Genomic DNA, 20,503 nt, shown 5'->3' on the forward strand with positions numbered 1-20,503 from the left:
GCGGCTTTGATGCCGCTTGCATATCCTCAGCGCTTTTTCTTTTTGCCCTGAACCGCTTTAAAGCGCGGATTGCTTTTGCAAATCACAAAAACCCGGCCGTGACGACGCACGATCTTGCAGTCTTTATGGCGTTTTCTGGCCGAAGCCAGCGAGTTAAGCACCTGCATTTTCACTCCTTACTTACTAAAAAAGCGGCCAAAGCGCTGGTTAAAGCGGTGCGCGCTGCCTTCTTTGGCAAACTCTTTTTGTTTGCCGGTGTAGTAAGCATGGGAAGCCGAAGAGACGTCCAGCGTTACATAAGGCAGCGTTTTACCGTCCAGCTCGATTGTGCGGTCGGTTTTAATGGTAGAGCCGACGACAAAAAAGGTGTCGGCGCTGGTGTCGTGAAAAGCGACAGTGCGGTAAGCCGGATGGATTGCTTGTTTCATAAAATCCCCTGATTTTATATGTTATAACATAACAATAATTATGCGCGCCGTGATTTTAAAATGCAAGCGTAAAGGAGGCACGCAGACCAGCAACGATAACGGAACACAGAAACAGAGAGCCCCGGAGCAGAAAAACATTGGAACAGGGGAGCAGGAGAGCAGGAGAGCAGGGGAACAGGGGAGCAAGGGAGCAAAGGAGCAAGGGAGCAAGGGAGCAAGGGAGCAGGCGAGCAGGCGAGCAGGGGAATAAGGGAACAAGGTAGCAGGGTACGAAAACAGAGAACAAAAAAGTATGGCGGGAAGATGATTGGAAGAAGAAGACGCGTGCGCTGCCAGAGACGGTCACAAAAACAGGCATTACCGGCACCTGAAGAAAAAAGAGGCCGCAAAAGCGGCCTCTTAAAGATCAAGCGGGATGCCTTAGTGAGGACGGTCCGTATGATGCGGTTCCAGATCCTCTTTATGCTTGCTGAAGCGGCGGCGAACCACCACGAAGAACACAGGCACGAAGAAGATAGCCAGAATAGTTGCCGTTACCATACCGCCCATTACGCCGGTACCTACCGCGTTCTGCGCACCGGAGCCTGCGCCGGTACTGATGGTCAGCGGCAGTACGCCCAGGATAAAGGCCAGCGAGGTCATCAGAATAGGACGAAGACGCATACGTACCGCTTCCAGCGTCGCTTCTATCAGACCTTTGCCTTCTTTCTCCATCAAATCTTTGGCGAACTCGACGATTAGAATGGCGTTCTTCGCCGACAGCCCAATGGTGGTCAACAGGCCTACCACAAAGTACACGTCGTTGCTCAGGCCGCGCATAGTGGTGAACAGCAGGGCGCCGATAACGCCCAGCGGCACAACCAGCATAACCGAGAACGGAATCGACCAGCTCTCATACAGCGCTGCCAGACACAGGAACACGACGATCAGCGAGATAGCATAGAGCGCTGGCGCCTGGTTACCCGAGAGACGTTCCTGATAGGACATGCCCGTCCACTCGTAGCCAATGCCCTTCGGCAGCTTCGAGGCCAGCTCTTCCATCAGGTTCATGGCGTCGCCCGAACTTTTGCCTGGCGCAGCCTGACCCAGGATCTCCATAGAAGGCAGACCGTTATAGCGTTCCAGACGTGGTGAACCGTACTGCCATTTCGCGCTGGCGAAGGACGAGAACGGCACCATTTCGCCATTTGAGGCGCGCACGTACCATTTATCGATATCGCCAGGCAGCATACGAGCATCGGCTTGTCCCATCACGTAAACTTTCTTCACACGACCGCGATCGATGAAGTCATTGACGTAAGAGCCGCCCCAGGCCGCACCCAGCGTGGTGTTGATATCAGAAATAGACACGCCCAGCGCTTCCGCTTTCTCCTGGTCGATAGTCAGCTTGTACTGCGGCGTATCTTCCAGACCGTTTGGACGCATACCTACCAGCGTATCCGGATGCTGGGCAGCCATGCCGAGCAGCTGGTTACGGGCATTGGTCAGGGCTTCATGGCCCAGGTTGCCCTGGTCAATCAGCTCAAAGTCAAAGCCGGTGGCGTTACCGAGTTCGATAATCGCCGGCAGGTTAAACGGGATCACCATCGCATCTTTGATGGCGCCGAAAGCCTGCATGGCACGACCGGCAATGCCTTCCACTTTGTTTTCCGACCCGCTGCGCTCGTCCCACGGCTTCAGGCTGACGAAGGCGATACCGGTGTTCTGGCCGCGTCCTGCAAAACCGAAGCCGTTAACGGTAAACACCGAACGCACGTTATCCTTCTCTTTGGTCAGGAAGTAGTCCGTTACCTGGTCCAGCACCTTCTGCGTACGGCCCTGAGTCGCGCCGGCAGGCAGCGAAGCCTGAGCCAGCAGCAGCCCCTGATCCTCTTCCGGCAGGAAGGCGCTTGGCAGCTTCACGAACATATAAGCCATGCCGACCACAATCACCAGATAGATCAGCAGATAGCGGCCGGTGCTGCGAATGATATGGCCAACGCTGTCGGTATAGTGGTTGGTACTTTTGTCGAACATGCGGTTAAACCAGCCGAAAAAGCCGGTGGTTTTACCGTGGTCGCCTTTCTTGATCGGCTTGAGTAACGTTGCGCACAGCGCAGGCGTCAGGATCAGCGCTACGATAACCGACAGCACCATCGCGGAAACAATCGTGATGGAGAACTGGCGATAGATAACGCCGGTAGAGCCGCCGAAGAAGGCCATCGGAATAAATACTGCCGAAAGCACCAGCGCAATACCGACCAGCGCGCCCTGGATCTGCCCCATGGACTTGCGGGTAGCCTCTTTAGGCGGCAGACCTTCTTCCGCCATCACGCGTTCGACGTTCTCCACCACCACGATGGCGTCATCCACCAGCAGGCCGATGGCGAGCACCATCCCGAACATCGTTAGCGTGTTTATCGAATAGCCGAAGGCGCTGATAATGGCAAAGGTCCCCAACAATACGACCGGCACGGCGATCGTCGGGATCAGCGTGGCGCGGAAGTTCTGCAGGAACAGATACATGACGATAAAGACCAGCACGATCGCTTCGATCAGGGTTTTTACCACCTCCATGATGGAGATTTTAACGAACGGTGTAGTATCGTACGGATAAACCACTTTCAGACCGGCCGGGAAGAACGGTTCCAGCTTGCCCAGCTCCGCTTTGACCGCTGCCGCCGTGTCCAGCGCGTTCGCGCCGGTAGCCAGTTTGATACCGATACCGGAGGCCGGTTTGCCGTTATAACGCGCGACAACCTCGTAGTTTTCACCGCCCAGCTCGATTTTCGCCACGTCTTTTAACAGCACGCGAGAACCATCCGTGTTGACTTTCAACAGGATTTTGCCGAACTCGTCGGTAGAGGTCAGACGGGTCTGCGCAATGATAGAGGCGTTAAGCTGCTGGCCCGGCACCGGCGGCGAACCGCCAAGCTGACCGGCGGCCACTTGGGCATTCTGCGCGGTGATAGCGCTGATGACGTCAACCGGCGTCAGCTGATAGTTATTCAGCTTGTGCGGGTCCATCCAGATACGCATCGCATACTGAGCACCAAATATCTGGGTATCGCCTACGCCGGTAGTACGGCTGATAGGATCCTTGATATTTGACGCCACGTAGTCCGCAATATCATTCTGCGTCATGGTGCCGTCTTCGTTGACGAAACCTGCCACCATCAGGAAGCTGCTGGAGGATTTTTGTACCTGGATACCCTGCTGCTGAACTTCCTGCGGCAGTAGCGGCGTGGCCAGCTGCAGTTTGTTCTGCACCTGAACCTGCGCGATATCCGGATCGGTACCTGACTCAAAGGTCAGGGTCAGCTGCAGCGTGCCCGATGAATCGCTGTTTGACGACATATACATCAGGCCGTCAATCCCGTTCATGTTCTGCTCGATAACCTGCGTTACCGAGTCCTGCAGCGTTTTAGCATCGGCACCCGGATAGGTGGCGCGAATCTGTACGGCCGGTGGCGCAACATTAGGATATTGCTCAATCGGCAGTTTTAGAATCGACAGCACGCCCACCAGCATAATAATGATGGCGATGACCCATGCGAAGATGGGGCGATCGATAAAGAACTTAGCCATGTATCAGCGGCTCCTGTTTAAGACTTCGGTTGGTCAGACTGCGTTTTGGTCACGTCGTCTGCACTCACTTCCTGCGGAGTCACAGTGGCGCCCGCTTTGGCTCGCTGTACACCGGTGGTGATGACACGGTCGCCCTCTTTCAGACCTGCCGTAACCAGCCACTTGTCGCCAACTGCCTGTTCCGTGGTCAAATTACGGGATTCCACTTTATTGTCCGCGCCCACGACCATCGCCGTAGCCTGGCCGGTTGGCGTGCGGGTAACGGCCTGCTGCGGCACTAACAGCGCGGAAGGATTGGTGCCTTCTTCCAGGCGAGCGCGCACAAACATACCGGGCAGCAGCGAATGATCCGGATTAGGGAACACGGCGCGCAGCGTAATGGAACCGGTCGTTTCGTCCACCGTCACATCGGAGAATTCCAATGTTCCGCTTTGCGCGAATTCGCTACCATCCGGTAATAACAGTTTCACTTTTGCCTTACCGTCGGCCTGCTGCAGCTTGCCAGAGTTCAGCTCCTGACGCAGACGCATGAAATCTTCGCTCGATTGCGTGACGTCGACGTAAATAGGATCAAGCTGCTGAACTGTGGCGAGAGCAGTGGTCTGGCCGCTCTGAACCAGCGCGCCTTCGGTCACGGCAGATTTACCAATGCGACCGCTGATAGGCGAAATCACTTTGGTGTAGGCCAGATTGATGCGGGCAGTCTCTACGCTGGCTTTTGCCACCTGTACGGCTGCGGCGGTCTGGCTCTGCGTCGATACGGCGTTATCGTAGTCCTGCTGACTGATATATTTGGTACCCATCAGCGGCTTATAGCGTTTAACGGTCAGCGCGGCGATTTGCGCGTTGGCCTGAGCCTGAGCTAAATCCCCTTTCGCACTGTCGTAGGTCGCCTGATAAGGCGCCGGGTCAATCTGATAAAGTGACTGACCGGCTTTTACATCGCTGCCTTCCACAAAATTACGCTTGAGAATGATGCCCGAAACCTGAGGGCGAACTTCTGCAACACGGAACGAGGAAGTACGACCCGGAAGATCGGTCGTAATGGTTAGCGGTGCGCTTTTCAGGGTAAGTACGCCCACTTCCGGCGCTTTTTGCTGACCGCCCTGTTGTGCGTCTTTGTTATCACATCCCGTTAGCACCAGGCTGCCTGAAAGCATCAGAACGGCCGCCAGAGGCGTTAACCCCCTGTTTTTGTTCATAAATAAACCTCGAGTGTCCGATATCGATTGTTCAATGGATCACAAAATCCATAAACCCATTGCTGCGTTTAAATTATGGTCGTGCTATGGTACATACATTCGCAAATGTATGTAAGTGCACCCTGGTTGTTAACATCCCCCTATGGCACGAAAAACCAAACAGCAGGCGTTAGAAACACGAAATCATATCCTTGACGCAGCTATCGCCAGGTTTTCCGAGCATGGTGTAGCGAAAACTTCTCTGGCCGACATCGCCGCCGCTGCCGGCGTAACGCGTGGCGCAATTTACTGGCACTTCAAAAACAAAACCGATTTGCTCAATGAAATATGGGCGCAGTCCGAGACCGGACTGGAGAATATAGAGCTTGAGTATCAATTAAAATACCCATCCGATCCACTCTCTGTTTTACGCTCCATGCTGACTTATGTCCTTGAAGCTACGGTAAGGGATACGCGCAGGCGGGCGTTGATGGAAATTATCTTTCATAAATGCGAATTTGTCGGCGAAATGACCACGTTGCAAATGATGCAGCAAACGTTATATCTGGAATGTTACGACAAAATTGAAGATGTATTGCGGCAGTGCATGACGCAGCAGCAGCTGCCGGGCGAGCTGGATACGCGGCGAACGGCCGTGGTCATGCGCGGCTATATAACCGGTATTATGGAAAACTGGCTGTTTATGCCGGAAAGCTTCGATCTGGCTTCGGATGCGCCGCAGCTGGTAGAGGTGCTACTTGATACCGTCATGCACAGCCCGGCGCTCCGCAAGGCCGCCTGCTAGGGAAGGGCGCCTGGATTTTCGCCGCGCGCCTTTTTCTCAAAATCTCGTTGCACGATAGCTAAAGCAGCCAGTACCGTTTGCGGCGCGATCTGGTTCTCCTCAAGCAGCATAATCAAATCAACAGCCAGCTTTACTTCTTCTGGCGCGCTTTCCAGCGACATATTCTTCTCCCGATTTAAATACGGAGTTTTTTAGCAACCAGCACCATCAGCAGCGCGCCAGCCAGCGCAATCAGCTGCGCTCTGGGTTCCGCTACGGCCAGGCTGCCATAATTAAAAAAGACCCCGATGTAGCCGCCGACCAGCGAGCCGATGATGGCCAGCGCCAGCGTCGCTATCAGGCCGCCGGGGCGGCCAGGAAAGACATAGCGGGTAACGAATCCTACCGATAGCCCGATGATTATCCAGGAGAGAAGTCCCATTTGCGATCTCCAGTCAGCTTTTTCAAAAAGTATAGCAACGCCGCTGCGTACTCATTGTCGGTCGCGGTTTTCAATCGCGCGCTCGATTTTTTTTAATGCCAGCAGACAACGCTGTAACCGCCCCTCCAGCGCCGCGATTTCCTGCTGCAGCTTCCGCTGCTGCGCCAGCGTTTCCTGATGAGCAAGCTGGCTTTCCCGATCGGCGACCATTGCGCGCAGGCGGCGCTCGTAATCCTGATGTTTCGCCAGCTTCTCGTAAAGATTCTCCGGCTCTGGCTCCGGTCTGGTTTCGCTGTTGCGCAGCTTTAGCGTAGCCAGCTCGCGCTGTAGCGCGCTTATCTGCAGCACCACGCGTTCGGCCATCCAGGCAACGCGCTCCGTGCGGTGGCCGTTTACGCTTTGCCTGAGTAAGGCCATACTTTGCCGCGCTTCCTGTAGATAGTCGGCAAGCCGCGTACCGTGGCAGTGAAACAGCTGGCTGTCAAAACGCGCTTTCGCGGTGCGTTGGTTAGCGTGAGGCGCAATGGTCTGCGCCAGTTCTTCCAGCTTTGCTTCCAGCTGCTCAAGCAAATGGGCGCTTTTCATTTTTCTCTCTCCCCTGGTGAGCCGCGCCTATAATACGCTTAATTTGATCGATCTGTGCGCTGGTCTGCTTTTTCCTGAGCGACTCAGGTTGATTAAGGGCAACAAATACGTGGATTTTGCTTCCGACGGTTGCAATTGTCGGACGATTTGCATAGATTTGGTCGTTTTCGTGCGTGGCTTCCCCCGGACACTCCCGTCTTGCTCTGCGACTTCCTCGCCAGAGCAACGAAGCTGCGCGAGTCAGATTTGTATTTACCAGGCATAACACTATGACCGCGACTGCGCAGCAGCTTGAATTTCTTAAAAACAGTATCAAAAGCATTGAGGATTATCCTAAGCCAGGCATTCTGTTCCGTGACGTCACCAGCCTGCTGGAAGATCCAAAAGCCTATGCACTCAGCATTGAACTGTTGGTTGAACGCTATCGTGATGCAGGTATTACTAAAGTTGTAGGTACCGAAGCGCGCGGCTTCCTGTTTGGCGCGCCGGTGGCTCTGGCACTTGGCGTAGGCTTTGTGCCCGTACGCAAGCCGGGCAAGCTGCCGCGTAAAACCTTCGCTGAAACCTACGAGCTGGAATACGGCACGGACTGTCTGGAACTGCATTGCGATGCCATCGGACCGGGCGACAAAGTGCTGGTGGTAGACGATCTGCTGGCTACGGGCGGCACGATTGAAGCGACCGTCAAACTGATCCGTCGCGCAGGCGGCGAGGTAAAAGACGCGGCGTTTATCATCAATCTGTTTGATTTGAGTGGCGAAGCGCGCCTGAAGGCGATGGGGCTGGAGTGCTTCAGCCTGGTGAACTTCCCCGGTCACTAAGCCGTTGCAGAAAAAAAAAGGCTGGCGCTTGCCAGCCTTTTTTTATTTAAAATTTTATGTTGAAGGAGGCCGAAACCGCCTGAGCAGTTTCGTGCGACGATTTTTGCAGGTCGTAATGCAACCCATAGGTCAGATCGCCTTTTTGCAGCACCGCGCCCGTGCTGAAGCTGAAAGCCGAACCGTCGGCAAGCCGGGACTCGCTCCAGCCCGTGCCGCTAACGTCGGCCATGCTGACGCGGGTACCGTGAGTGGTATCGCCGGTGGTGGCGATAAATGAAAGATCCACTCTGGGCTTCAGCGTATAGCCCGATTCGTACTGAAATTCGCGAGCCAGGCTGACTCCCAGCGGCACCGACCAGAGCGAGGCCGAAGCGGCAGCGTTATTGAACAAGGATTTACCGCTGCTTTTCGCCGTAAAGCTATTGGTTTTCAGCCGGGTGTAGCGCAGGCCGATATGCGGTATCACATCCAGATAGTCCAGGTTGAACAGATACTCCGCCGTCAGCCCGGCGCTTATGATGGTTGATTTCGCTTCGCTTGAGAGGGTTGGATAGCCGGTAGCCGGAAGCGACATCTTCATATCATGGCTCACCCGCGAGTAGTCTACGTCAGCCACCAGATCCCAGTTATTGTTCAACCAGCTGCCGTACAGGGAGCCGCCCCAGAAATCCAGGTCGTTTTTCACCGGATAGAGATTACCGCTCGTCCTGCTTTTTCCCCGGCCGGTATGCAGTGCGACGCCGGTTTTCAGGATCGCGCCCTGTTGCGTAATCAACGTATCTTCAGCGCCGATAAAAGCGCCGCCCATACTGGTTTTACTTTTACTGTCAAAACCGCCAGCGCTATAGCCTTTCAGACGGGCGTTATCGTAGAACAGCGATGTCCACAGATTAAAGCCTTCTTCCGGCGGCGTACCGTCAAAAAGATGTTCGCTTTGGGAAAGATGGCGGGCGAGGGCGCGGGTCGCGGCAGACATCGTCTGATAGCTGGCGCCTGCAACGTTAGCCACGGAGGCGAAGTTAATGGCGGATTCCACCAGGCGTGCAGCGGTCGCGGCATCGCTGACGTAGCGCACGTCCATCGTTTGTGAAAGGAACTGCTGAGCAGCATTGTCGGAAGCCGTGTTTACCCCAACTTCAGCAGTCATCGCCTTAAGCAGCTTTACCGAGCCGGCAGAGAGCTTCGGCAAGGCAGCGCTGTAATCGGCATTGCCGAGCGTAAGCAGCGTTCCTTCTGCATTGGTCGATGAGGTCGCCATTATCAGACGGCTGGTGGTATTAATGTTCGCCTGCTGCCAGCCGGGCGTCGTCAGGGGGTTTGCTCCTGTTGCTATCGTAAAACTTTCACCGGCGGCTACGCCATCATCCGTCAGCACCAGCAGGCTGGCTTTATTGTCAATCTGCGCATTGCCCAGCGCCAGCGCGACTTTGCCGGAGTCTATGTAGGATCGGGCATGGATCACCGTTAGCGAAGAGGATCCTAATCCCTGCGTTGCCTCATCGCCGCCGATCCGCCAGGCGAGCTCGTTGCTGGCGAAATCGATCGTGCCGTCGCCGCTCAGGATCAGCTTGCCGTTCCAGCTTGTTTGCAGCGCTTGCTGAAGCTGCGCCACGCTTTCCTGCCAGTGATGCGCGTTCAGCTCCGTAGAGCCAAAAACGATCGAGCCGTCGCCGCTGACGGTCAGCGTTCCCTGCGTCGCCTCCAGCGTTTTACTGGTAAAGGTGCCGCCGCTGACGATCAGGCTGCCGTTGTTCAGTTCCGTATTATTGACCCGGAAAGTCCCGCCGCTTTGCAAATAGCGCCCGTCTGCCGTTGAGGTGACGCCGGTCAGCGCGTTCCAGACCGTGGCGGTGCCGATAGCCAGCGTGCCGGCGGTAAAGGTGCCGCCGCGCAGTTCCAGCTGGCCCGTGCCGCCAGCGCCAGCTGTCTGCGCCCAGGCGCTGCTGTTTAATAGGCCGTTGTGACTGCCGCTGGCCCCGCCGAGCTGAACGGTTGTACCGATTTGGCCGCTGCCGCTGGTGAAGATGGCGATACCGTTGCCGCCGTTACCCGCTTTGCCGCCGTTGCCCGAGCGACCTTTGGCACCGTTGTTGCTGCCGCCATCGCCCGCATCGCCTCCCTGGCCGCCCAGCTGTAGCGTGCCGCCGTTGTTGAGCGTACCGCTGTTAAACCACAGCGTACCGGCCGCGCCGTTGGAAGCATTGCCGCCACTACCGGCGGCGGCGCTGCCCTGTAACGCACCGCCGTTGCCGCCGCTGCCGCCGTCGCCGCCAAGAGAGATGCCGGAGGTCACGGTCAGCTTGCTGCCTTCCACCGTCAGCGTGCCGGTGCCGGCCTGTCCGGCGTTGCCGCCCAAACCGCCCTGACCGCCAGCTGCGCCTTTTCCGGCTGCCGCAACGCTATCCGCCGCGCCTGCCTGGCCGTTGCTGCCGCTGTTGCCGCCGTTAGCGCCTTTCCCACCGTTAGCGCCAACCTTCAGCGCCTGCGCGTTTACGGTGCTGTTGTTAAGCAACAGCCTGCCTTCGCCACCGTTGCCGCCGTTAGCGCCGCGCCCGCCGTTTCCGCCTTTAGCGCCGCCGCCGCCGTTGCCGCTGTCGCCCGTTTCGCCTGTGACGTTGGTTTCGATATAGGGATCGGCAGTGTGTCCCGCATCGCCGCCGTTGCCGCCGTTTGCGCCATCGCCGCCGTCCGATCCGTCACCGGCTGCGCCGCCGACGGCCAGCGTACTTCTGACCGTTACCGTAGTGCCGTTGAGGGTCAATACGCCGCTGCCGCCGTTACCGCCATCGGCTCCGTTGCCGCCGCTGCCGCCTTTGCCGCCCGCGCCACCGCTGCCGCCGTTGCCCGGCATCCCACCGGCAGCCTGCAAACCGGGGACGCCCGCCTCGCCGCCGCTTTTTCCGGCACCGCCGCCGCCGCCGGGCTGACCGTTTCCTCCCGCACTGGCGGCGCCGCCATCACCGCCGACGGCCAGAACCGTGCTGGTAAAAGCGCTTTGATTAATAGTCAGCGTGCCGTTTCCGCCTGTCGCCGCGACGCCGCCGCTGCCGCCGTTCGCGCCATGACCCCCGCTGCCGCCGTCGCCACCGTTACCGCCATCGCCGCCCATGCCTGCATTACCGCCGCTGCCGCCGTTTCCGCCTTTTCCTGCCGCGCCGCCGCCGGCACCGGCTGAGGCTTCGCCCGCCAGACCGCCATGGCCGCCGCCGCCGCCAATTTGCAGTATGCCCAGCTGTCCTTTCACATTATGCAATGAGCCAGTCGCGTCGGAGCCTCTGGTGCCGATCGCGCCGTCGACGCCCGGCGTACCGTTGGCGCCGTTGCTGCCCGACACGCCGTCGCTGCCGCTGCCGCCGTTGCCGTTTCCCGCCGCGTTAGCACCGTTGCCGCCGTTGCCTGCTTCACCCGGCAGGCTGGCGGTGCTGCCGCTGCCGCCATTGCCGCCCTGGGCGCCGACGGTAATATTATCTTCCGCTTGGGCAGAATGAATAAAAACGGTGCCGGGCGAGATAAAGATCGCCAGCGCGTTAAAAGCGCCGAGCCATCTTTTTTTATTCTGCCTACCCGGCTTTTCAGGATGAAATGTCCTTTTCTTATTTTCCATTTTACCAGTCCATTAGTTTTATTTGACAAGGATTGTATAAATTTTTCTTATAAAATCGCTTATTTTCAATTGGTTAAATATAATGTAATTTGATTCACTCTTAAATAACTCCAGCTCCTCCAGCTATTGTTTAATAAAGCTATTTTTTAGGTTGTCGTTATTAAATACGTTAATTTTTGGAGGGTAAATCTGTTTTGTCATTTTAGGAAAAGTGACTGGGTTTCGGGTTGTGCGGTTTTCTGGCTGCAACAGGTAATTTTCTGCCCAACTTCACGCTATTCTTTTTTTATCATTATCTGAACGGCGTTTTTACTGGTGCTGGCCACAAGCGGATTTAGCCGCTGGTTTTACGCAAAGTGATAGGAATGACCCAGGCCGTACTGGTACACTGTAGCGGCAATCAGCAACGAGGCTAAAACACGGGTTAACGGTGTTTAGATGAATTATTCTCTATAAATCAATGATGAATCACGAATGAGCTACCAGGTACTGGCCCGCAAGTGGCGTCCCCAGGCGTTCAGTGATGTCGTCGGTCAGGAGCACGTGCTGACCGCGCTGGCGAACGGCCTGTCGCTTGGCCGCATCCATCACGCTTATCTTTTTTCCGGCACCAGGGGCGTGGGAAAAACCACTATTGCCCGTCTTCTGGCAAAAGGCCTTAACTGTGAAACCGGCATTACCGCTACGCCCTGTGGAAAATGCGACAACTGTCGCGAAATCGAACAGGGCCGCTTTGTCGACTTAATTGAGATCGACGCCGCCTCGCGCACCAAGGTCGAGGATACCCGCGATCTGCTGGATAACGTGCAGTACGCGCCCGCGCGCGGCCGCTTTAAAGTTTATCTGATCGATGAAGTGCATATGCTTTCGCGGCACAGCTTTAACGCGCTGTTGAAAACGCTGGAAGAGCCGCCCGAGCACGTGAAGTTTTTGCTTGCTACTACCGATCCGCAAAAGCTGCCGGTCACTATTTTATCGCGCTGCCTGCAATTCCATCTGAAGGCGCTGGACGTTGGCCAGATCCGTGGCCAGCTTGAGCACGTGCTGGAAGCGGAGCAGATCGCCTCCGAAGCGCGCGCGTTACAGCTGTTGGCAAGAGCCGCCGATGGCAGTATGCGCGACGCGTTAAGCCTGACCGACCAGGCTATCGCCATGGGGCAGGGGCAGATCACCACGGCGACGGTCAGCACTATGCTTGGCACGCTGGACGATGAGCAGCCGCTGGCGCTGATCGAAGCGCTGGTGAACGCCGAAGGCGAGCAGGTCATGTCTTTGCTGGACCAGGCCGCTTCACGCGGCGTCGAGTGGGAAGCGCTGCTGGTAGAAATGCTGACGCTGCTGCACCGCGTGGCGATGATACAGCTGCTGCCCTCCGCGCTGGGCGAAGAGTTCGCCACTGCCGAGCAGCGCCTGCGCGAGCTGGCGCGCGTTCTGCCGCCTGCCGACGTACAGCTTTATTATCAAACGCTGTTGGTCGGCCGCAAAGAGCTGCCGCTGGCACCCGATCGCCGCATGGGCGTAGAGATGGCGCTGCTGCGCGCGCTGGCTTTTCATCCTAAACAGGTGATTGCAGAGCCGGTCGCGCGTCCTGCGATGGTGCCGCAGGCTCAGCCTTCAGCGCCGGGCCAACAGGAAACGATCCCGTCGCCGTCCGCAGCGCAGAGCCAGCCGCCGGCAGGCCCGGCGCCGACGCATACCGTGCAGGCCAGCGCGCCGCTGCCTGATACCACCAGCCAGCTGTTGCAGGCGCGAACGCAATTGATGCGCCAGCAGGGAGCGACCAAACTAAAAAAGAGTGAGCCGGCAGCGCCCAATGCGCGGCCGGCAGGCTCGGCGCTGGAGCGGCTGGCTGCCGCGACCGAGCGTGGTCAGAAGCGGCAAAGCGCCGTTATCGCGACTGAACCGGTAAAGCCGGAGGCCTATCGCTGGAAAGCGCAAACCGTCGAGGCGAAGCCAGAACCGGTGGCCACGCCCAAAGCCTTGCGCACGGCGTTAGAACATGAGAAAACCCCGGAGCTGATGGCGAAGCTGACCACGGAATCGCAGCAGCGCGACGCCTGGGCGGCGGAAATCGCCGGGCTGACGCTGCCGAAGCTGGTGCAGCAGCTGGCGCTGAACGCCTGGAAAGAGCAGACGGCAGACGGGATCTGTCTGCACCTGCGTTCCAGCCAGCGTCACCTGAACTCGCCGTCGGCACAGAAAGCGCTGAGCGAGGCGCTGAGCGCGGCGGCAGGCAAGCCGGTTGAACTGACGCTGATTGAAGACGATAATCCGACGGTGCTGACGCCGCTGGAGTGGCGACAAAAAATCTACGAAGAGAAACTGGCGCAGGCGCGTCAGTCAATTATCGCGGATAATCATATTCAGACGCTGTGTCGCTTTTTTGATGCGGACGTGGATGAAGAGAGTATTCGCCCCCTTTGAAACGCTGTTCCCGTGCTGCGGCATGAGTACGGCCCTTCTTAAGAGAGAAAATTATGTTTGGAAAAGGCGGACTGGGTAACCTGATGAAGCAGGCCCAGCAAATGCAGGACAAAATGGCGCAGGTGCAGGAAGAGATCGCGGCCATGGAAGTAACGGGCGAATCGGGCGCGGGACTGGTGAAGGTCACCATCAACGGCGCACACAACTGCCGTCGCGTAGAGGTTGATCCAAGCCTGCTGGAAGACGACAAAGATATGCTGGAAGATCTGGTCGCTGCCGCATTTAACGATGCCGCCCGTCGCGTAGCGGAAGCGCAGAAAGAGAAAATGTCTGCGGTATCCAGCGGGATGCAGCTGCCGCCTGGCTTCAAGATGCCGTTCTGATGCAGACCAGCCCGCTCCTTGAAAGCCTGATGGAGTCGCTGCGCTGTCTGCCCGGCGTGGGGCCGAAATCGGCCCAGCGTATGGCGTTCCAGCTGCTGCAGCGCGATCGCAGCGGCGGAATGCGTCTGGCGCAGGCGCTGACGCGCGCCATGTCGGAAATTGGACACTGTGCAGATTGCCGCACCTTTACCGAGCAGGAAATCTGCACCATCTGCGCGAATACTCGTCGTCAGCAGACGGGTCTTATCTGCGTGGTAGAAAGCCCGGCCGACATTCACGCCATTGAGCAGACCGGGCAGTTCGCCGGCCGCTACTTTGTGCTGATGGGGCACCTTTCGCCGCTGGATGGCATTGGCCCGAACGATATCGGTCTTGACCGGCTGGAACAACGGCTGGAAAAAGAGGCGATTCAGGAGGTGATCCTGGCCACTAACCCTACGGTTGAAGGCGAGGCGACCGCCAACTACATTGCCGAGCTGTGCGGTCAGTATGGCGTTGACGCCAGCCGCATCGCCCACGGCGTGCCGGTTGGCGGCGAGCTGGAGATGGTGGACGGCACCACGCTGTCCCACTCTTTGGCCGGGCGCCACAAGATTAAATTTTAGTCATTTAACGGCACGATGCGTCGTGCCGTCTTGAAAACCCGTCAGTCGTCCCCATTCTACTTCTCAATGTAAACCGCCAAGTTAACTGAGGTAGCAATGACCATGAAAGGACAAGAGACGCGTGGCTTCCAGTCAGAGGTAAAACAGCTTCTGCACCTGATGATCCATTCCCTCTATTCAAACAAAGAAATCTTCCTGCGTGAGCTGATCTCCAACGCCTCCGATGCGGCCGACAAGCTGCGCTTCCGCGCGCTTTCTTCGCCGGAACTTTACGCGGGCGACGGCGATCTGCGCGTGCGTGTTTCTGTTGATAAGGAAAATCGTACCCTGACGCTGAGCGATAACGGCATCGGGATGACGCGAGACGAAGTCATTGAGAATCTGGGCACCATTGCCAAATCGGGCACCAAATCCTTCCTGGAATCATTAGGATCCGATCAGGCGAAGGACAGCCAGCTAATCGGCCAGTTCGGCGTCGGCTTCTATTCCGCCTTTATCGTGGCGGACAAGGTTTCCGTGCGCACCCGCGCTGCCGGCGCCGCTGCGGATGAAGGCGTGTTCTGGGAATCCGCAGGCGAAGGCGAGTACACCATTGCCGATATCACGAAAGAAGATCGTGGTACGGAGATTACGCTGCATCTGCGCGAAGGCGAAGACGAGTTCCTGGACGCGTGGCGCGTGCGCAGCATCATCAGCAAATATTCCGATCACATCGCGCTGCCGGTAGAGATCGAAGAGCATAACGAAGAAGAGAAAACCTCCAGCTGGGAAAAAATCAACAAGGCGCAGGCGCTGTGGACGCGCAACAAGTCTGAGATCAGCGACGACGAGTACAAAGAGTTCTACAAACACGTTTCGCACGATTTTGCCGATCCGCTGACCTGGAGCCACAACCGCGTAGAAGGCAAGCAGGAGTACACCAGCCTGCTGTATATCCCTTCGCAGGCGCCGTGGGACATGTGGAACCGCGATCACAAGCACGGGCTGAAGCTCTACGTGCAGCGCGTGTTTATCATGGACGACGCCGAGCAGTTTATGCCGAACTACCTGCGCTTCGTGCGCGGCCTGATAGATTCCAGCGATCTGCCGCTGAACGTCTCGCGTGAAATCCTGCAGGACAGCCGCATTACCCAGAATCTGCGTAACGCCCTGAGCAAGCGCGCGCTGCAAATGCTGGAGAAAGTGGCGAAGGATGACGAAGAGCAGTATCAGAAATTCTGGCAGCAGTTCGGTCTGGTGCTGAAAGAAGGCCCGGCTGAAGACAGCGCCAACAAAGAAACCATCGCCAAACTGCTGCGTTTTGCCTCTACCAGCAGCGAAGGCTCCGCGCAGACCGTGTCGCTGGAAGACTACGTCAGCCGCATGGTGGAAGGGCAGGAGAAGATTTACTACATCACCGCCGACAGCTATGCCGCCGCGAAAAGCAGCCCGCATCTGGAGCTGTTCCGTAAGAAAGGCATCGAGGTGCTGCTGCTCTCCGATCGTATCGACGAATGGATGATGAGCTATCTGACCGAGTTCGATGGCAAAACCTTCCAGAGCGTCAGCAAGGCGGACGAAGCGCTGAGCAAGCTGGCAGACGAAGAAAGCGAAGAGCAGAAAGAAGCGGAAAAAGCGCTGGAGCCGTTTGTCGACCGCGTGAAAACGCTGCTGGGCGAGCGCGTGAAGGATGTGCGTCTGACGCACCGCCTGACCGACACGCCTGCTATCGTCACCACCGACGCCAACGACATGAGCACCCAGATGGCGAAGCTGTTCGCCGCTGCGGGCCAGCCGGTGCCGGAAGTGAAGTACCTGTTTGAGCTGAACCCGGAGCACGCGCTGGTTAAACGCGCTGCGGATACGCAGGATGAAGCCCGCTTCGGCGAGTGGATTGAGCTGCTGCTCGATCAGGCGATGTTTGCCGAGCGCGGCACGCTGGAAGATCCTAACCAGTTTATCCGCCGCATGAACCAGCTGCTGCTGGGCTAAATCGGTCAAAGGCAGGGGGCAACGCCCTCTGCCTTTCTGTTTGGTTTCCCTCCTGCCTGGTTCTTAACTCAACTCCCTATCATCCCGACGCTTTCCCGCAAGCGCGATCCTGCCGAAAACCGCGTCTCTCAAGGGACTATACCGGTAGCGATCCTGCTGGCGAAAAGGTGAAATTGTCTGAAAACAAGGCTTTCGGCACGACGGCGCCCGTAAAGCGCTAAAGCGGCGTCAATAATGCCGAAACCCCCTGGCGTTACCGGTAACTTTACCGGGCGATAACCCAGCTTAACGGCCGCGTTCCTTGTGGATACAGGGGCATGATGGTATGTTCATGCCCTACATAACTTGATTAAAGCGATTCGCAAGGGGATTTACGCAATGCGTATTATTCTGCTCGGTGCTCCGGGTGCAGGTAAGGGGACACAGGCTCAGTTTATTATGGAGAAATACGGCATTCCGCAGATCTCCACGGGCGACATGCTGCGCGCAGCGGTTAAAGCCGGCAGCGAGCTGGGTCAACAGGCCAAAGAACTGATGGATGCAGGCAAACTGGTCACTGATGAACTGGTTATTGCCCTGGTTAAAGAGCGCATCGCGCAGGAAGATTGCCGTAACGGTTTCCTGCTTGATGGCTTCCCGCGCACTATCCCTCAGGCTGACGCCATGAAGGAAGCGGGCATCAAAATCGACAACGTGCTGGAGTTCGCCGTACCGGACGAGCTGATTGTTGAACGTATTGTGGGTCGTCGCGTTCATGCGCCATCCGGCCGCGTTTACCATGTAACCTTCAACCCGCCTAAGGTGGAAGGCAAAGACGACGTGACCGGTGAAGAGCTGACCACGCGTAAAGACGATCAGGAAGAAACCGTGCGTAAGCGCCTGGTGGAATATCATCAGATGACCGCGCCGCTGATTGCCTACTACAGCAAAGAAGCGGAAGCGGGCCACACCGCTTACCACAAAATTGACGGCACCCGTAAAGTGTCTGAAGTCAGCGCCGAACTGGAAAAAATCTTCGGTTAATACCTTCCGGGGCCAGCAAAAGCTGGCCCTACTACAGCAATTGGTTACCCCTTCCTGATTTTCCGCTAGAATGATTCTCGTTTTCATCACCTGACATGCCCAGAGAAGGAATAACAATGAGGCAAGATAAACCCGGCGTGCTGCTGGTGAACCTAGGTACACCTGACGCGCCAACCACGCCTGCTGTTAAACGCTACCTGAAACAGTTCCTCAGCGACAAGCGCGTGGTCGATACGCCGCGCTGGCTGTGGTGGCCAATCCTGAACGGCGTGATCCTGCCGATCCGTTCGCCGCGCGTTGCAAAACTTTACGCATCGGTCTGGATGGAAGACGGCTCGCCGCTGATGGTCTACAGCAAACGGCAGCGCGAAGCGCTGGCGGCCCGGCTACCTATGCCTGTGGAACTGGGCATGAGCTACGGCAATCCGAGCCTGAAAAGCGCGCTTGACAGCCTGATGGCGCAGGGCGTAACCCGCCTGATCGTGCTGCCGCTGTACCCGCAGTTTTCCTGCTCTACCGTGGCGGCGGTCTGGGACGGCATCACCGAGGTCTTTGCCGGTTATCGCAGCCTGCCTTCGGTGCAGTTTATCCGCGATTACGCCACGCATCCGGCCTATATTGCCGCGCTGAAGGCGTCGGTCGAACGGTCGTTTGCTAAACATGGCAAGCCGGATCTGCTGGTGATGTCTTTCCACGGCATTCCGCAGCGTTTTGCCGATCAGGGCGACGATTATCCGCTGCGCTGTCGGGAAACCAGCGAGGCGCTGATTGCCGCGCTGGGCCTGGCCGAACACGAAGCGATGCTGACTTTCCAGTCGCGCTTTGGCCGCGAGCCGTGGCTGACGCCCTATACTGACGAAACGATGCAGTCGCTGCCGGCAAAGGGCGTGAAGCATGTACAGGTCATGAGCCCTGGCTTCTCCGCCGACTGTCTGGAAACGCTGGAAGAGATCAGCGAGCAGAACTGCGAATTCTTTATGCACGCGGGCGGTACCAAGTTTGAATATATCCCGGCGCTGAACGACGATGAACTGCATATCGATATGATGGTTGAGCTGGTCAACAGCCAGCGCTAAAACAGAGGGGTGTGGGCACTTAGCCGCATCCCTGTTATCATTGGCTGCTTCCTATTCTTTCCAGAAGTCAGCAATATGAAATTTCCCGGCCAGCGTAAATCCAAACACTACTTTCCCGTCAGCGCGCGCGACCCACTGCTCCAGCCCGTGCAGCCGGAAAGCGAAACCGCGACCAGCTGGATAGCGGGTATCGATCAGATCCTGGTGGATATCGAAGCGAAGGTGGATGACGCTTTTGTGGCGCGCTACGGCCTGAGTGCGGGCCACTCGCTGGTGATTGAAGACGAGGTTGCCGAAGCGCTGTATGCAGAGCTGACGCAAAACAACCTGATCACCCATCAGTTTGCGGGCGGTACCATCGGCAACACGCTGCACAACTACTCGGTGCTGGCCGACGACCGCTCGGTGCTGCTGGGCGTGATGTGCAGCAACGTGCAGATCGGGAGCTACGCCTATCGCTACCTGTGCAATACCTCCAGCCGTACCGATCTGAACTATTTGCAGGGCGTCGACGGCGCTATCGGCCGCTGCTTTACGCTGATTGGCGAACACGGCGAGCGTACCTTTGCCATCAGTCCGGGCATGATGAACCAGCTGAGCAAGGAAAGCATTCCTGAAGAGGTGGTAGCGGGCGCGTCCGCGCTGCTGCTGACCTCTTATCTGCTGCGCTGCAAGCCGGGCGAACCGATGGCGGAAGCAACGATGCAGGCCATCGCCTGGGCGAAAAAGCATAACGTACCGGTGGTGCTGACGCTGGGCACGAAATACGTGATTGGCGACAATCCGCAGTTCTGGCGCGATTTCCTGCGCGATCACGTTTCCGTGGTGGCGATGAACGAGGAAGAGGGCGAGGCGCTGACCGGCTTCAGCGATCCGCTACAGGCGGCGAATATGGCGCTGGACTGGGTGGATCTGGTGCTGTGCACCGCCGGGCCGAACGGTCTGTATATGGCGGGCTACACTGAGGAAGAGGGCAAGCGCAAAACGCAGCATCCGCTGCTGCCAGGCGCGATCCCGGAGTTCAACCAGTATGAGTTCAGCCGCGCGATGCGCCACCAGGACTGCGAGCAGCCGCTGCGCATTTTCTCGCATATCGCGCCTTATATGGGCGGCCCGGAGAAGATCATGAACACCAACGGCGCGGGCGACGGCGCGCTGGCGGCGGTGCTGCACGATATCACCGCTAACGACTATCATCGTCTGAACGTGCCGAACTCCAGCAAACACGGTCGTCGCTACCTGACCTATTCCTCGCTGGCGCAGGTTTGTAAATACGCCAACCGCGTCAGCTATCAGGTGCTGAATCAGCACTCGCCGCGCCTGACCCGAGGGCTGCCGGAGCGCGAAGACAGCCTGGAAGAGTCCTACTGGGAAAGATAAGACGAGCGCGGCCTCTTCCAGAGACCGCCTGAGACTGTTAACAAAGCTATGCTCAGCCATCAGTTGGCTATCAGTCTGGTAAATAGCCGCAGAGGCAGAGCGGAACACGGACGCGCACGTCCATGTAGGCTCGTTTCGCGCGTCCATGCGCGAAAACGGTCCGCTTATCCGCTCAGCCTCCGCCGCTGTGAAGCGGTTGGATCGCTGTAAAAATGGCAGTGTAAGCCGC

General features: G+C 57.5%; 17 protein-coding genes and 1 other annotated feature. Of the genes, 9 read left to right on the forward strand and 8 right to left on the reverse strand.

Features of this window, described 5'->3' with window-relative positions; genetic code table 11:
- Positions 1-26 precede the first annotated feature (26 nt).
- The 4 genes from ykgO to ACVWZ0_RS06365 all read right to left on the reverse strand — a co-directional run bounded on the left by ykgO (position 27) and on the right by ACVWZ0_RS06365 (position 5,197).
- The gene (gene ykgO / locus ACVWZ0_RS06350; RefSeq protein ID WP_125288450.1) at positions 27-167 is read right to left on the reverse strand and encodes a type B 50S ribosomal protein L36; all 141 of its coding nucleotides are present in this window, start codon (positions 165-167) and stop codon (positions 27-29) included.
- A gap of 9 nt (positions 168-176) precedes the next feature.
- A complete protein-coding gene (locus ACVWZ0_RS06355) occupies positions 177-428 on the reverse strand; it encodes a type B 50S ribosomal protein L31 (RefSeq protein ID WP_253455026.1) in 252 nt (83 codons plus the stop codon).
- A gap of 420 nt (positions 429-848) precedes the next feature.
- Positions 849-3,995 (reverse strand): multidrug efflux RND transporter permease subunit AcrB, encoded by a 3,147-nt coding sequence (gene acrB / locus ACVWZ0_RS06360; protein WP_253455024.1) that lies wholly within the window; start codon positions 3,993-3,995, stop codon positions 849-851.
- 17 nt (positions 3,996-4,012) lie between these two features.
- Entirely contained in the window at positions 4,013-5,197 is a 1,185-nt protein-coding gene (locus tag ACVWZ0_RS06365; protein ID WP_253455023.1) for an efflux RND transporter periplasmic adaptor subunit, read from the reverse strand.
- Between the two features lie 142 nt (positions 5,198-5,339).
- On the opposite strand from ACVWZ0_RS06365, the gene acrR reads away from it, so the two are divergent.
- Positions 5,340-5,981, forward strand: coding sequence for a multidrug efflux transporter transcriptional repressor AcrR (gene acrR / locus ACVWZ0_RS06370; RefSeq protein WP_253455021.1), 642 nt, complete (start codon positions 5,340-5,342; stop codon positions 5,979-5,981).
- Here the strand turns inward: acrR and rsmS are convergent.
- Genes rsmS through priC form a run of 3 tightly spaced genes read right to left on the reverse strand, consistent with a single transcriptional unit; the run spans position 5,978 to position 6,987 of the window.
- Complete coding sequence (gene rsmS / locus ACVWZ0_RS06375) at positions 5,978-6,142, reverse strand: pleiotropic regulatory protein RsmS (RefSeq protein ID WP_253455020.1); 165 nt, start codon at positions 6,140-6,142, stop codon at positions 5,978-5,980. The genes acrR and rsmS overlap by 4 nt on opposite strands.
- Positions 6,143-6,156: 14 nt before the next feature.
- Positions 6,157-6,402 carry a GlsB/YeaQ/YmgE family stress response membrane protein gene (locus tag ACVWZ0_RS06380; RefSeq protein WP_253455019.1) on the reverse strand — a complete coding sequence of 82 codons (246 nt, stop codon included), beginning with the start codon at positions 6,400-6,402 and terminating at the stop codon, positions 6,157-6,159.
- A gap of 51 nt (positions 6,403-6,453) precedes the next feature.
- Positions 6,454-6,987, reverse strand: a complete 534-nt coding sequence (gene priC, locus ACVWZ0_RS06385) for a primosomal replication protein PriC (RefSeq protein ID WP_253455017.1) — start codon at positions 6,985-6,987, stop codon at positions 6,454-6,456.
- A 269-nt stretch (positions 6,988-7,256) separates the two neighbouring features.
- Between priC and apt the strand changes: the two genes are divergently transcribed.
- Positions 7,257-7,808: an adenine phosphoribosyltransferase gene (gene apt / locus ACVWZ0_RS06390; protein WP_253455016.1), complete on the forward strand. Its 552-nt coding sequence runs from the start codon at positions 7,257-7,259 to the stop codon at positions 7,806-7,808.
- A 46-nt stretch (positions 7,809-7,854) separates the two neighbouring features.
- On the opposite strand, the gene ACVWZ0_RS06395 is transcribed toward apt, so the two are convergent.
- Positions 7,855-11,412: an autotransporter outer membrane beta-barrel domain-containing protein gene (locus tag ACVWZ0_RS06395; protein WP_253461309.1), complete on the reverse strand. Its 3,558-nt coding sequence runs from the start codon at positions 11,410-11,412 to the stop codon at positions 7,855-7,857.
- A gap of 474 nt (positions 11,413-11,886) precedes the next feature.
- On the opposite strand from ACVWZ0_RS06395, the gene dnaX reads away from it, so the two are divergent.
- From dnaX to ACVWZ0_RS06430, 7 genes are all read left to right on the forward strand, one after another.
- On the forward strand, positions 11,887-13,836 hold the full coding sequence (gene dnaX, locus ACVWZ0_RS06400; protein ID WP_253455015.1) for a DNA polymerase III subunit gamma/tau: 1,950 nt from the start codon (positions 11,887-11,889) through the stop codon (positions 13,834-13,836).
- Positions 13,181-13,242: a sequence feature (DnaX frameshifting element), on the forward strand. Its footprint overlaps the gene before it by 62 nt.
- 53 nt (positions 13,837-13,889) lie before the next feature.
- Positions 13,890-14,219 (forward strand): YbaB/EbfC family nucleoid-associated protein, encoded by a 330-nt coding sequence (locus ACVWZ0_RS06405; protein ID WP_125288461.1) that lies wholly within the window; start codon positions 13,890-13,892, stop codon positions 14,217-14,219.
- A complete protein-coding gene (recR, locus tag ACVWZ0_RS06410) occupies positions 14,219-14,824 on the forward strand; it encodes a recombination mediator RecR (protein WP_125288462.1) in 606 nt (201 codons plus the stop codon). The genes ACVWZ0_RS06405 and recR overlap by 1 nt, the downstream gene beginning before the upstream one ends.
- A 96-nt stretch (positions 14,825-14,920) precedes the next feature.
- Positions 14,921-16,795 (forward strand): molecular chaperone HtpG, encoded by a 1,875-nt coding sequence (htpG, locus tag ACVWZ0_RS06415; protein ID WP_253455013.1) that lies wholly within the window; start codon positions 14,921-14,923, stop codon positions 16,793-16,795.
- 378 nt (positions 16,796-17,173) lie between these two features.
- A complete protein-coding gene (gene adk / locus ACVWZ0_RS06420) occupies positions 17,174-17,818 on the forward strand; it encodes an adenylate kinase (RefSeq protein WP_253455012.1) in 645 nt (214 codons plus the stop codon).
- A 116-nt stretch (positions 17,819-17,934) separates the two neighbouring features.
- On the forward strand, positions 17,935-18,894 hold the full coding sequence (gene hemH / locus ACVWZ0_RS06425; protein WP_253455011.1) for a ferrochelatase: 960 nt from the start codon (positions 17,935-17,937) through the stop codon (positions 18,892-18,894).
- A gap of 75 nt (positions 18,895-18,969) precedes the next feature.
- A complete protein-coding gene (locus ACVWZ0_RS06430; RefSeq protein WP_125288466.1) occupies positions 18,970-20,274 on the forward strand; it encodes an inosine/guanosine kinase in 1,305 nt (434 codons plus the stop codon).
- Positions 20,275-20,503 lie beyond the last annotated feature (229 nt).

This window comes from Erwinia sp. TECH1 (assembly GCF_054057575.1).